Origin of the sequence: Microbacterium sp. LKL04, assembly GCF_900102005.1 — a bacterium.
In the GTDB taxonomy this organism is placed as follows: Bacteria; Actinomycetota; Actinomycetes; order Actinomycetales; family Microbacteriaceae; genus Microbacterium.
Window position 1 is genome coordinate 1,202,219 of record NZ_LT627736.1, and the last position, 12,400, is coordinate 1,214,618.

Below are 12,400 nucleotides of genomic sequence, written 5' to 3' on the forward strand. Positions count from 1 at the left end.
GAACCGCGAGGGATCCGCCGACTACGCTGGTCGGGTGAGTACGCAGCGGGTCTTCGTCGCGCGCCTGACCGGGTGCGCCGTCTTCGACCCGTCGGGAGACCGCCTCGGGCGGGTCCGCGACGTGGTCGTCATCTACCGCAAGGACGACCCTCCGCGAGTGGTCGGCCTGGTGGTCGAGATCCCCGGCAGACGCAACGTCTTCCTCTCCATCGGAAGGGTCACCTCGATCGCGAGCGGCCAGGTCATCACCACGGGACTCATCAACGTGCGCCGCTTCGAGCAGCGCGGCGGCGAGGTCCGGGTCATGACCGAGCTCATCGGCCGGAACGTGCACCTGAGCGACGGATCGGGTCGGGCCGTCATCGAGGACGTCGCCATCGAACGCGACCGTCTCGGCGAATGGCACGTCGGTCAGCTGTTCCTGCGTCGCCCTAAGACGAGCGCGTCGCCGTTCGCCAAGGGCCCTACGACCTTCGCGCAGTGGGACGACGTCCGCGAGGAGCAGGTCGCCGGCCAGACGCAATCCGCCGAGCTCCTGGTCGCCTCGTACTCTGAACTGAAGCCCGCAGACCTCGCCAACACGCTCCTCGACCTGCCCGAGGAGCGGCTGCTCGAGGTGGCGGAGGAGCTTCCCGACGACCGCCTCGCGGACGCGCTCGAGGAGATGCCCGAGGACGACCAGGTGCACATCCTCGAAGCCCTGGGCGACGAGCGCGCCGCCGACGTCCTCGACGCGATGGAGCCGGACGACGCCGCCGACGTGCTCGGTCAGCTGTCCGACGCGCGCGCCGGGCAGCTGCTCGATCTCATGGAACCAGAAGAGGCCGAGGACGTCCGCGCCCTCCTCGTCCACGGCCCCGACACGGCCGGCGGTCTCATGACGAGCGAGCCGATCGTGCTATCCGCCGATGCGACGGTCGCCGAGGCGCTCGCCCTGATCCGTCGCCACGAGCTGCATCCGGCCCTCGCGGCGGCCGTGTTCGTGACGCTCCCGCCCTACGAGACCCCGACCGGACGCCTGCTCGGCGTGGTCCACTTCCAGCGGATGCTGCGCTACCCGCCTCATGAGCGCCTCGGCGCGATCATCGACGACACGGTGGAGCCCGTGACGACCGCCGCCAGCGCCGCCGAGGTAGCGCGCCTGCTGGCGAGCTACAACCTCGTCTCGCTGCCGGTCGTCGACCAGGCCCGCCACCTCGTCGGCACGGTCACGGTCGACGACGTCATCGATTACCTCCTGCCCGACGACTGGCGCTCGCAGGATGCGCCCCGCGACGTCCCGGAGGCCCAGCGATGATGGCGCGGGCCCCGAAGTCGGGATTCGAGGCTCCGCGCGGGCGGCGGGCGAGCGTCCTGACACGCGCGCCGCAGCCCTCGCGCGACCGCTTCGGGCGCTTCACCGAGTGGATCGCTCGGGCCATGGGGACACCCGCGTTCCTGCTCATCCTCACGCTGTTCTGCGTCGCCTGGATCGTGTGGAACACCGCCGCACCCGATCAGCTCCGCTTCGACGACGCCGCCCTGGGCTTCACGGCCCTCACGCTCATGCTGTCGCTCCAAGCGTCGTACGCCGCTCCCCTCATCCTGCTCGCGCAGAACCGTCAGGACGATCGCGACCGCGTGCAGATCGAGCAGGACCGCCAGCGGGCCGAGCGCAACCTCGCCGACACCGAGTACCTCGCCCGCGAGGTCGTGGCCCTCCGCATGGCCCTCACCGACATGCAGAACGAGGTGGTGAGTCGCGACGTCCTCCGCCAGGAGCTCAAAACGCTCTTGGACCGCCTCGACGAGCGCGACGCCGATCGCCGCGGCGACGCCTCCCCGACCTCGTGAGCGCCGTTGCCGCAGAAGACGTCCGCCGGGCGGTGGCCGCGGTCATCGACCCCGAGCTGCGCCGCCCGATCGGCGAGCTCGACATGGTCCGGGGAGTCGTCGTGGACGGTGCCGTCGCTCACGTGGGCATCGCGCTGACCATCGTCGGGTGTCCCGCGGCTGATCGCATCGAGAAGGACGTCCGGGATGCCGCGGCATCCGTCGCCGGCGTGAGCGACGTCGCCGTGGAGGTCGGCGTCATGACGCCCGCGGAACGTTCGGCCCTCGTCGAGCGCATCCGCGGCACCAAGCGGATGGCGTTCACCGCCGACTCCCTGACCCGGGTCATCGCGGTCACGAGTGGCAAGGGCGGCGTGGGCAAGTCCACCGTGACCGCGAACCTCGCCGTCGCCCTCGCCGCTCGCGGACTCGCGGTGGGCCTCATCGACGCCGACGTCCACGGGTTCTCGATCCCGGGGCTCCTCGGTCTCGCGGACGCGGACGGTCGGCCACCACAGCCCACGCGGCTCGACGACCTCATGCTGCCTCCCGTCGCTCACGGCGTGAAGACGATCTCCATCGGCATGTTCCTTCCGCCGGACGCCTCCCCCGCCGTCGCGTGGCGCGGACCGATGCTCCACCGCACAGTGCAGCAGTTCCTCACGGACGTGCACTTCGGCGATCTCGACGTCCTGCTCATCGACATGCCCCCGGGCACCGGCGATGTCGCGATCTCGGTGGGACAGCTGCTGCCGCACGCGGAGGTGCTCGTGGTGACGACACCGCAGGCGGCCGCAGCCGAGGTCGCCGTCCGCAGCGGCGTCGTCGCCCGTCAGACCGGTCAGTCGATCCTCGGCGTCATCGAGAACATGGCGGCGTTCACTCTGCCCGACGGCTCCGTCGTCGACCTCTTCGGTGAGGGCGGCGGTGCAGCCGTCGCGGCGGCGCTCGCCACAGACGACGTCGTCGTCCCCCTTCTCGGATCGGTCCCCCTCAGCCCCGCGCTCCGCCGCGGCGGAGATGCGGGGGTCCCCGTGGTGGTGGGTGCACCGGACGACCTCGCGGCCCTCGCGATCTCCAGGATCGCCGACGCCATCACGTCGACGCGGCGCTCGCTCGCGGGGCGGTCTCTGCCGGTGTCGCGCACCTGACGGAAACGGATGCGTCGGCTCAGGTCGCCTCGGAGTCGAACGGCACCGTCGACGGCGTCTCCGACGCGTCATCCGTCTCCTCGACGCCGGCGAGCGGCTCGGCGACCGCGACGGCAGCGGCGGGCGAGGCCGACACCGGCTTCACCGGGGCATCGTCGATGAGGGCCTCGCGGATGATCCGCCGCGGGTCGTACTGACGAGGATCGAGCTTGCGCCATTCGATCTCGTCGAAGTCGTCACCCATCTCCTCTTTGACGCGCGTCCGTGCACCGTCGAGCCATTCGCGGACCCGTCGCGTGAGGCGCGCCAGCGACGCGGCGTAGCCAGGCAGACGCTCGGGCCCGAGCAGGAGGGCGGCGATCAACCCAATGAGGAGGATCTTCTCCAGATCGAGCCCGAATGACATGGTTCCCAGGTTACCCGTGCGCCTGGGGGTTCAGCGGTGATCACGCCCCTAGGCTGAGCGTGGAGGTTCACGACATGGGAGATCACGAGGCGGTACGCCGGTTCGCTGCCGAGGCGACGGTCGAGACCGATGCCATCGCACGGGCGCGCGCCCACGCCCTCGAGATCGGCGCGAACCCGATCAGTCCCGAGGTGGGCGCGCAGTGCGCTGTCATCGCCGCGACCAGCCGCGCGCTGAACATCGTCGAGATCGGGACCGGCGGTGGCGTCTCGGGGCTGTGGTTGCTGCACGGATCGCCACGCGCGACGCTCACCACCATCGACAAGGAGCCCGAGCACCTCGCGGTCGCGCGGAAGGCGTTCACCGATGCCCGCGTCCCGCCTGCTCGCGTGCGCTTCATCACCGGTCGCGCCGCCGACGTCCTCCCCCGCATGAACGAGGCGTCGTACGACATCGTCCTCATCGACGCCGACCCCGAGGGGGTCATCGAGTACGTGGAGCACGGCTTGCGTCTCGCGCGCGCCGGGGGCACCGTCCTCGTGCCGCGCGTCCTCGCCGGCGGGGCGGTGGCCGACCCGGTCAAGCGAGGACCCATCGAAAGCGCGTATCGGTCGCTGATCCAGGAGACGCAGGCCTCGCCCGCGGTCCTCGGCGCACTCTCGATCGTCGGTGAGGGTCTGCTCCAGCTGACCACCGTCGCCGAGCCGAACTGATCCGCCGTCGGAGCACGACGGAAAAGGCCGGCCCCGAGGGGCCGGCCTTTCGCATCGAACCGGGGTCAGGCGGCGCCGACGACCCCGCTGAGAACGCTGTGGAGTTCTTTCGCTTCGTCATCGTTCACCGAGACGACAAGTCGACCGCCCCCCTCGAGCGGAACACGCACGATGATGAGACGGCCCTCCTTGACGGCCTCCATAGGTCCGTCTCCGGTGCGCGGCTTCATGGCTGCCATTGTGGGGCTCCCTTTCGTCTTCGGCCTACCCCATTAGTCTACCTAATGGGGTGAACGCCTTCGGCGCGCGCGCGTCTCAGCGGACGCTTATCGTCACGGAATCCGGAAGAACGTGTCCCCGAGGGCGAGCATCTCGTGGATCCAGAGCCACTGAGCACCGAGGCAGAGCACGAGAACGCCGATCCGCCACCAGCGCGCCCGGGGCACCGCGACGGCCGCCGCGACGGGAGTCAGCGGGAGGAGCAGTCGGAACACGCTCGACTGCGGGAAGAACACCGCCAGCAGGTACACCAGATAGCTGGCCCCCCACAGCCGGATCTCGGGCCCGAGCCTGCGAACCTGCGGCGACCGGAGGAGGAACACTGCGGCGCCTGCCACGAGCAGGATGAGCACGACGGGCCCCCACAGGGCGGGGATGCCCCAGATGCCGAACCAGATGCCCGCTGCCTGGACGAATCCCGCGAAGGGCACGAAGTGCTCGTCCGATCCCACCCAGCTCCGGCGCCATGCGAGCTCGGTGTCGAGGTATGCAGAGGGGTCCCCCGTCACGACACCGGCGATCACCTGCCAGGAGAAGCCGACGACGGTGGCCAGCGCCCCCAGCGCGATGATGTGGACGATGTGCGACGTCGGCAGCGGATCCTGCCTGCGCTGGACCCACCGGTGTATGCCGTACAGCCCGAGGAGCAGCGCGAAAGCCAGCACCCCGGGCCGCGTGAAGCCCATCACGACGATGAGCGGATAGATCCACCCGAACTGCCGGCGCACGAGCGCCCAGAGGGCGAGGAACAGCCACAGCAGCAGGAGCGATTCCGCGTACCCCATCTGGAACAGGGCGGCGAGCGGACCGTTGGCGAAGAACACCACCGCCCACAGAGCCGCCGCGTCACCGATGCGATCGCGGAGCAGGAGGAACAGGACGAGGGATGCCGCGTACCCCGCGACGACGGCCAGCGCGATGGCGCCCGCGGGATAGCCGCCGAGGAGCGTGCCGAGGGCGCGCGCCATCCACGGGTACAGCGGCATGAAGGCCCAAGCGTTCTCGGTGACCTGGCCGGTGTCCGACACCGGGAGCTGGGCCGGGTAGCCGCGATCGGCGATGACCCAGTACCACTGGGAGTCCCATCCCATAGCGAGCGACGGGATCGTGGCATCCGGTCCGAATCGCGAGGTCGGGCCCGACAGCTCCGCGGCCGTCCAGAAGAAGAGGGTGGTGACCAGACGCGCCGAGATGTAGATCGCGGCGACCGTGCCGGCGACGAAGGCTGCGGTCCTCAGTCGCCGCTCAGCCATGCCCGCAGACCCCGCTCGACGTCCTCGATCTGCGAGAGCGGCACCCGCTCCTCGTCGTGGTGGGCGAGGGACGGGTCACCGGGGCCGTAGTTGACGGCGGGCACGCCCATCGCCGAGAACCGGGCGACGTCGGTCCAGCCGTATTTCGGCTTCGGCACCGCCCCGACGGCGGCGACGAATTCCTGCGCGAGCGGCGCGTCGAGCCCCGGACGGGCGCCCTCGGAGAGATCGACGATCTCGACCTCGAATCCGGCGAAGACGTCCCGCACGTGCGCAGCGGCGGCCGCGGCATCCTTGTTCGGGGCGAAGCGGTAGTTGACGTCGACCTCGCACGCGTCGGGGATCACATTGCCCGCGATCCCCCCACGGATCGCGACTGCGTTGAGTCCCTCGCGGTACAGGAGCCCGTCGACCTCGATCTCGCGGGGCCGGTACTCCGCGAGCCGACTGAGGACGGGCGCGGCCTTATGGATCGCGTTCTCACCGATCCAGGCACGGGCGCTGTGCGCGCGGACGCCGGAGGTGCGCACGACGGCGCGGAGCGTTCCGTTGCAGCCGCCCTCGACCTCGCCGTTCGAGGGCTCGCCGAGGATCGCGAAGTCCGCCTCGAAGAGGTCGGGGCGGGATGCCGCGAGCCGGTTCAGCCCGTTCAGATCGGCCGCGACCTCCTCGTGGTCGTACCACATCCAGGTGATGTCGACCCGGGGGTCGGTGAGTTCCGCGGCGAGCTTCAGTTGCACCGCGACGCCTGCCTTCATGTCGACGGTGCCGCGGCCCCACAGGAAGGCCTCGCCGTCCACGTCGATGTCCCGGGTCGGGACGTTCGCGTTGATCGGCACGGTGTCGATGTGCCCGGCGATCGCCACGCGCTGCGCGCGACCGAGGGAGGTGCGAGCGACGATCGTGTCGCCGTCGCGGTGCACCTCGAGGTGCGGCAGTGCCGAGACGGCCTCGAAGATCGCGTCGGCGAGGACGATCTCATCGTCGGACACGCTGGGGATGTCGCAGATGGTGCGCGTCAGATCGACGGCGCTGGAGCGAAGGTCGAGCCGGGGCATGACGTCGAGTCTAACGACGGGCCGATAGCCTGGAATCATGAGCGACGCGCGGTGGGTATGGGGTATCGGTCTGGCGACGACGAGCGAGAACGGCACGGTGCTCGACACGTGGTACCCGGCTCCCGCCTCGGGCCGCGCACCCTCCCACGCCGACACGAGTGAGCTCGCCGCCTTCGCCGGGCCGGACGAACGCCGCGGCGTCACCGTCGATGTCGTCATCGTCGAGATCGACCTCGACGCCGCACCCGCCGGCACGTCCGATGCCTACCTGCGTCTCCACGCCCTCTCCCACCTCCTGGTGGCACCGAACGAGCTGAACCTCACCGGCGTCTTCGGTCACCTGCCGAACGTCGCCTGGACGAGCGCCGGTCCCGTCCACCCCGACGACATCACGCGTCTGCGTCCGGGGCTGCAGCGCGCCGGGATCCAGGTCAGCGGTCTCGACAAGTTCCCCCGGCTCACCGACTACGTCGTGCCGGCGGGAGTTCGGATCGCGGATGCCTCCCGGGTGCGCCTGGGCGCGCACCTCGCACCCGGCACGACGGTGATGCACGAGGGCTTCGTGAACTTCAACGCCGGCACCCTCGGCGCGTCTATGGTGGAGGGCCGGATCTCTCAGGGCGTCGTCGTCGGCGACGGCAGCGACATCGGCGGGGGCGCCTCCATCATGGGGACGCTGTCCGGAGGCGGTGACCACCGCGTCTCGATCGGCCGGCGCACGCTGCTCGGCGCGAACGCCGGCATAGGCATCTCCCTCGGGGACGACTGCATCGTCGAAGCGGGCCTCTACGTGACCGCGGGTACCAAGATCATCCTGGCCGGTGAGTCCGCGCGCCACGACGGCACGCGTCCGACGGCGAAGGGCGCGGAGCTCTCCGGCCACGACGGCATCCTGTTCCGGCGGAACTCGCTCACGGGCGCTGTCGAGGCGGTGCGCCGCGACGGCGTCGGCGTCACGTTGAACGCCGATCTGCACGCCTGAGGAATTCAGCCCCGCAACACCGCCGCACGTGCGTCGCGGTGCTCTTCCTCGGTGATGACGCCGCGGGAGCGGAGGTCGTCGAGCTCGGCGAGACGCATCTCGATCGTCGGCGCGGGCCGGGGTTCGGGGGTGGGTGCCGCCGGGGAGAGCGCGTTGCTCCGCAGGACCTTCGCGGCGATCGCCGCATCCACCGTGAACGGATCGACGCCGGCATCCTTCAGAATCCGGTGCTTGCGCACCGCGACGACGATCCCGAACACGGCGACGCCGATGATCACGACGACCACGAGCCCGAACACCGCACCGAACGCGTCTCCGGCCGCACCCATGTCCGGCCCCGGCATCCCGGGATCGAAGAACCCGCTGTCCCCCTCGTCCGGCACCGGCAACACCGGTGCGGAACGGACTGCATCGACGACTCCCCCATGGACCATCATGGGCTCACCCTAGCGGGCGAGGCGCGGATCAGCGGGAGATCGGGTACTCCCGCTCGGCGGCCCCCGTGTACAGCTGCTGCGGGCGGCCGATCTTGGTCTGCGGGTCGTTCTGCATCTCGCGCCAGTGGGCGAGCCAGCCCGGCAGGCGTCCGATCGCGAACAGCGGAGTGAACATCCGCGTGGGGAAGCCCATCGCCTTGTAGATGACGCCCGTGTAGAAGTCGACGTTCGGGTAGAGACGACGCTCCTTGAAGTAGTCGTCGCTCAGCGCGATCTCTTCGAGTTCGTTCGCGAGGGCCAGGAGCGGGTCCTCGACACCGAGCTCGCGGAGCACCTCGTCCGCGGACTCCTTCACGAGCTTCGCGCGCGGGTCGTAGTTCTTGTAGACGCGGTGTCCGAAGCCCATGAGCTTCACACCGTCCTCTTTGTTCTTGACCCGCTCGACGAAGCGCTGCACGCTCTCACCGGAGTCGCGGATGCGGCCCAGCATGTCGAGGACGGCTTCGTTCGCACCGCCGTGGAGCGGTCCGTACAGGGCGTTGATCCCGGCGGAGATCGAAGAGAACTGATTCGCTCCGGTCGATCCGACGAGGCGCACCGTCGAGGTCGACGCGTTCTGCTCGTGGTCGGCGTGCAGGATGAGCAGTCGCTCAAGGGCGCGGGACATGACCGGGTTGATCTCATACGGCTCGGCGTTGTTGCCGAAGTTCAGCTTGAGGAAGTTGTCGACGAAGCTCAACGAGTTGTCGGGGTAGAGGAAGGCGTGCCCGATGCTCTTCTTGTGCGCATACGCCGCGATGACGGGGAGCTTCGCGAGCATGCGAATGGTGTTGAGCTCGACGTGCTCGGGGTTGTGCGGGTCGCTCTGCCCCTCGTAGTAGGTCGAGAGCGCCGCAGTGGCCGCCGACAGCACCGACATGGGGTGCGCGGTGTGCGGGAGCGCGGAGAAGAAATGCTTGAGGTCCTCGTGCAGCAGCGTGTGGCGACGGATCTTCTCGTCCCACCCGGCGAGCTCGTCGGCCGTGGGAAGCTCACCGTAGAGCAGGAGCCAGGCGACCTCGAGGTACGTGCTGTGCTGCGCGAGCTGCTCGATCGGGTATCCGCGATAGCGCAGGATGCCCTGATCGCCGTCGATGTAGGTGATCGAAGACTTCGTCGACGCCGTGTTCACAAAGCCGTAGTCGAGCGACGTGTGGCCGGTCTGCTTCGTGAAAGACGAGAAGTCGACGCTCGGGATGCCTTCGGTGCCGGCGACGAGCGGAAGCTCTGCGGTCTTGTCACCGATGGTCACAGTGGCCATCTGGGGGGTGTCCGCGTTGGTCACGAAGCCTCCTTGCGGTCGTCGGGGCGGTTTTTACAGCCTAATGGGGTGTGAGCGCGTCTCCGAACGGCGCCAATGGATCGAGCGATCCGTGTGAGGAAACCTACGACGCGGCTGCCGTCAATCGTGCGGCGGCCTCCGCGATCCGATGGTCGGTCGCCGTCAGAGAGAAGCGAATGTGCTCGGGGAAATGGGCGCCGTAGAAGTGTCCGGGGCCAGCCAGGATGCCGAGCTCGGCGAGCCTGCCGAGCGACGCCCACGCGTCCTCCCCCGCCGTGGCCCAGAGATACAGACCGCCCTCGCTCCGATCGACCCGGAACCCCGCGGCCTCGACGGCCGGCTTGAGGACGGCACGACGGGCGCGGTAGAGCTCCTTCTGGTGATCCACGTGCGCATCGTCCCCGAGAGCCGCGATCATCGCGGCCTGCACCGGACCGGGGACCATGAGCCCCAGGTGCTTCCGCGCGGTGACGAGGCTCGCGACGATCGCAGGATCGCCGGCGAGGAAGGCGGCACGGTAACCGGCGAGGTTCGACTGCTTGCTCAGCGAGTAGACCGACAGCAGGCCCGACAGGTCGCCGTCGGTGACCCGCGGATCGAGGATGCTCGGGACCGCGGCATCCGCCCACGGACCTTCCCATCCCAGTTCGGCGTAGCACTCGTCCGAGGCCAGCACGGCACCGAGCTCCCGCGCCCGGGCTGCCGCGCGACGGAGCTCGTCGACGCCGAGGACACGGCCGTCGGGGTTCCCGGGCGTGTTCAGCCACACCAGACGCGTCGATTCCGGCCAGTCGTCCGGATCGTCCGAGGCGAGAGCGGTCGCACCGACGAGGCGCGCCCCCACCTCGTAGGAGGGGTACGCGGCGCGCGGGTGGACGACGGTGCCGCCCGCTCCGACGCCCAGAAGAAGCGGCAGCAGGGCCACGAGCTCCTTCGAGCCCACCGTCGGGATGACGTGCGCCGGAGTCAACCCCGGGACGCCTCGGCGGCGGGCGTACCAGCCGGCGATGGCCTCGCGCAGGGCGAGCGTGCCGACCGTCTGCGGATAGGAGTGCGCATCGGTCGCGCTTCGCAGAGCGTCGGCGACGACCGCCGGGGTCGGATCGACCGGCGAGCCGATCGAGAGGTCGACGATGCCGTCGGGATGCTGCCGGGCGCGCTCCGCGTACGGGGCCACGGCGTCCCACGGGTAATCGGCGAGATCGTGGACGCTCATCGACGGATCAGTGCGCCTGCGGCGGCAGCCCGGCGATGACGGGGTGATCCTTGGCGATGACGCCGACCTTGGCGGCACCACCCGGCGAACCGAGGTCCTCGAAGAACTCGACGTTCGCCGTGTAGTAGTCCTGCCACTCGGCGGGGAGATCGTCTTCGTAGTAAATGGCCTCGACGGGGCACACCGGTTCGCAGGCGCCGCAGTCGACGCACTCATCGGGGTGGATGTAGAGAGAGCGTTCGCCTTCGTAGATGCAGTCGACGGGACATTCGTCGATGCAGGCTCGGTCCTTCACATCCACGCACGGGAGAGCGATCACATACGTCACAGGACGAGTCTAGTTCGTGGATCGGAGGCGGGATGCCGTCGGCCACGCGACGACGAGCGCAGCGGCCAGCGGGACCAGGAACGTCCAGATGAGACCGGGGGTGATCGCCGCACCCTCCGGCGGCGCGGGGACCACGACCGAACCGCCCGGTCCCTCGTTGGCGAAGACGAGCGTCGCGAGCATGGCACCGATGCCGCAGGCGAGAGCGGACGTTCGCTCGCCCGTAAGGGTACGGACGGCGATGAGCAGGGCGATGAAGCCGATGGATGCGACCAGAAGGCCCACCGGGATGACTCCCCAGACGGCGGCCTGCCCGATCGTCCCCGCCACGCCGTAGACGACGCCGATGACGGCGGCGAGCACCCAGGTGGCGATGCGGGCGAGGAGGGCGTTCACCCGCACAGTCTAGGCGCGGGACCTGTGTGCTCTCAGGCCGCGATGCCCGAGAGCCGCAGGAGGGCGGCGACGACCGCCGCGGCCAGCACCACGACCAGGAAGGGCGCCCGCAGCGCCAAGAGGCCACCGGCGACGACGACGGCCGGCACTCGGGCGTCCACCACGATCGCCTGGCCGACGCCCAGCGTCTGGACGACGACGAGAGCGGAGAGGAGGGCGACCGTGAGCAGGTCGATCGTCCGCGACGGCCGAGGCGCCTCGAACCAGGCGGGCGGGACGAGGTAGCCGGCGGTCTTCAGCGCCACGCAGACGATGGAGGCCAGGAGAACGGAATGCCAGAGTGTCACGCGGCGGCTCCAGGCGAGGAGGTGCGCGACGCGAACCAGTTGGTCCACCCCACCACGATGGCGACCAGCGCGGCGACGAGGACCGGCACTCCCGGCATGAGCGCGGGGGTGAGAACCACGGCGACCACGGCGGCGGCGACCCCCACCGCGATCGCCTGACGTCGACGCAGGCGCGGCCAGAGCAGGGCGAGGAAGGCGGCGGCGGCCGCGGCATCCAATCCGTACGCCTTCACGTCGCCGAGCACGTCGCCCAGCAGGGCGCCCGCGAGGGTCGTCACGTTCCAGCCGAGGTAGATGCCGATGCCGGTCACCCAGAAGCCGACGCGGCGAGCCGCGGCATCCGGCTGCGCGAGGGCGACGGCCGTCGATTCGTCGATCGTGAAGTGGGAGGCCGCGGCCCGGCGCCAGAAACCGTCGCCGATGACCGGGGACATCCGCAGCCCGTACGCGACATTGCGGATGCCGAGCAGCCCCGCCGAAGCGATCGCCGCGCCCGGCAGTCCGCCTCCCCCGATGACACCGACGAACGCGAACTGCGATCCGCCGGTGAACATCAGGAGGCTGAGGACGCACGTCTGCCAGACGTCGAGACCCGACGTCACCGCGAGTGCGCCGAACGAGATGCCGTAGGCACTCGTCGCGAGCACGACCCCGAGGGAGTCACGCCAGGCCCGACGAGTCGGAGGCTGCTCCCCCGTCAC

At 69.9% G+C, this 12,400-nt stretch carries 16 protein-coding genes; 5 read left to right on the plus strand and 11 right to left on the minus strand.

The window, feature by feature from the left end:
- Positions 1-34 precede the first annotated feature (34 nt).
- From BLP38_RS05975 to BLP38_RS05985, 3 genes are read left to right on the plus strand one after another with little or no spacing between them, the layout of a single operon-like run.
- Positions 35-1,297 (plus strand): magnesium transporter MgtE N-terminal domain-containing protein, encoded by a 1,263-nt coding sequence (locus BLP38_RS05975; protein ID WP_091354415.1) that lies wholly within the window; start codon positions 35-37, stop codon positions 1,295-1,297.
- Positions 1,297-1,833, plus strand: coding sequence for a DUF1003 domain-containing protein (locus BLP38_RS05980; RefSeq protein WP_091354419.1), 537 nt, complete (start codon positions 1,297-1,299; stop codon positions 1,831-1,833). The genes BLP38_RS05975 and BLP38_RS05980 overlap by 1 nt, the downstream gene beginning before the upstream one ends.
- Positions 1,830-2,963 carry an Mrp/NBP35 family ATP-binding protein gene (locus BLP38_RS05985; RefSeq protein WP_091354422.1) on the plus strand — a complete coding sequence of 378 codons (1,134 nt, stop codon included), beginning with the start codon at positions 1,830-1,832 and terminating at the stop codon, positions 2,961-2,963. The genes BLP38_RS05980 and BLP38_RS05985 overlap by 4 nt, the downstream gene beginning before the upstream one ends.
- Positions 2,964-2,982: 19 nt before the next feature.
- Here the strand turns inward: BLP38_RS05985 and BLP38_RS05990 are convergent, their stop codons facing one another.
- Entirely contained in the window at positions 2,983-3,369 is a 387-nt protein-coding gene (locus BLP38_RS05990) for a Sec-independent protein translocase TatB (protein ID WP_091354426.1), read from the minus strand.
- Between the two features lie 74 nt (positions 3,370-3,443).
- On the opposite strand from BLP38_RS05990, the gene BLP38_RS05995 reads away from it, so the two are divergent.
- Entirely contained in the window at positions 3,444-4,082 is a 639-nt protein-coding gene (locus tag BLP38_RS05995; RefSeq protein WP_091354430.1) for an O-methyltransferase, read from the plus strand.
- Positions 4,083-4,147: 65 nt separating this feature from the next.
- Here BLP38_RS05995 and BLP38_RS06000 read toward each other — a convergent pair whose 3' ends face one another.
- The 3 genes from BLP38_RS06000 to dapE all read right to left on the minus strand — a co-directional run bounded on the left by BLP38_RS06000 (position 4,148) and on the right by dapE (position 6,672).
- Complete coding sequence (locus BLP38_RS06000) at positions 4,148-4,321, minus strand: DUF3117 domain-containing protein (protein WP_064506455.1); 174 nt, start codon at positions 4,319-4,321, stop codon at positions 4,148-4,150.
- A gap of 93 nt (positions 4,322-4,414) precedes the next feature.
- On the minus strand, positions 4,415-5,614 hold the full coding sequence (locus BLP38_RS06005; RefSeq protein ID WP_091354435.1) for a hypothetical protein: 1,200 nt from the start codon (positions 5,612-5,614) through the stop codon (positions 4,415-4,417).
- Positions 5,596-6,672 (minus strand): succinyl-diaminopimelate desuccinylase, encoded by a 1,077-nt coding sequence (dapE, locus tag BLP38_RS06010; RefSeq protein ID WP_091354439.1) that lies wholly within the window; start codon positions 6,670-6,672, stop codon positions 5,596-5,598. Before dapE ends, BLP38_RS06005 begins: the two co-directional genes overlap by 19 nt.
- A 37-nt stretch (positions 6,673-6,709) precedes the next feature.
- Between dapE and dapD the strand changes: the two genes are divergently transcribed.
- The gene (gene dapD / locus BLP38_RS06015) at positions 6,710-7,654 is read left to right on the plus strand and encodes a 2,3,4,5-tetrahydropyridine-2,6-dicarboxylate N-succinyltransferase (RefSeq protein WP_091354442.1); all 945 of its coding nucleotides are present in this window, start codon (positions 6,710-6,712) and stop codon (positions 7,652-7,654) included.
- Between the two features lie 5 nt (positions 7,655-7,659).
- Here dapD and BLP38_RS06020 read toward each other — a convergent pair whose 3' ends face one another.
- The 7 genes from BLP38_RS06020 to BLP38_RS06050 all read right to left on the minus strand — a co-directional run bounded on the left by BLP38_RS06020 (position 7,660) and on the right by BLP38_RS06050 (position 12,400).
- The gene (locus BLP38_RS06020) at positions 7,660-8,091 is read right to left on the minus strand and encodes an SHOCT domain-containing protein (RefSeq protein ID WP_231916575.1); all 432 of its coding nucleotides are present in this window, start codon (positions 8,089-8,091) and stop codon (positions 7,660-7,662) included.
- A 28-nt stretch (positions 8,092-8,119) separates the two neighbouring features.
- Positions 8,120-9,391, minus strand: a complete 1,272-nt coding sequence (locus BLP38_RS06025; RefSeq protein ID WP_425312248.1) for a citrate synthase — start codon at positions 9,389-9,391, stop codon at positions 8,120-8,122.
- 124 nt (positions 9,392-9,515) lie between these two features.
- Positions 9,516-10,628, minus strand: a complete 1,113-nt coding sequence (gene dapC / locus BLP38_RS06030) for a succinyldiaminopimelate transaminase (protein ID WP_091354447.1) — start codon at positions 10,626-10,628, stop codon at positions 9,516-9,518.
- A gap of 7 nt (positions 10,629-10,635) precedes the next feature.
- Positions 10,636-10,956 carry a ferredoxin gene (gene fdxA / locus BLP38_RS06035; RefSeq protein WP_018188277.1) on the minus strand — a complete coding sequence of 107 codons (321 nt, stop codon included), beginning with the start codon at positions 10,954-10,956 and terminating at the stop codon, positions 10,636-10,638.
- 9 nt (positions 10,957-10,965) lie between these two features.
- Complete coding sequence (locus BLP38_RS06040) at positions 10,966-11,358, minus strand: DUF6113 family protein (protein WP_091354450.1); 393 nt, start codon at positions 11,356-11,358, stop codon at positions 10,966-10,968.
- 26 nt (positions 11,359-11,384) lie between these two features.
- Positions 11,385-11,699 (minus strand): branched-chain amino acid transporter AzlD, encoded by a 315-nt coding sequence (locus BLP38_RS06045; RefSeq protein ID WP_091354454.1) that lies wholly within the window; start codon positions 11,697-11,699, stop codon positions 11,385-11,387.
- The gene (locus BLP38_RS06050; RefSeq protein WP_091354458.1) at positions 11,696-12,400 is read right to left on the minus strand and encodes an AzlC family ABC transporter permease; all 705 of its coding nucleotides are present in this window, start codon (positions 12,398-12,400) and stop codon (positions 11,696-11,698) included. The genes BLP38_RS06045 and BLP38_RS06050 overlap by 4 nt, the downstream gene beginning before the upstream one ends.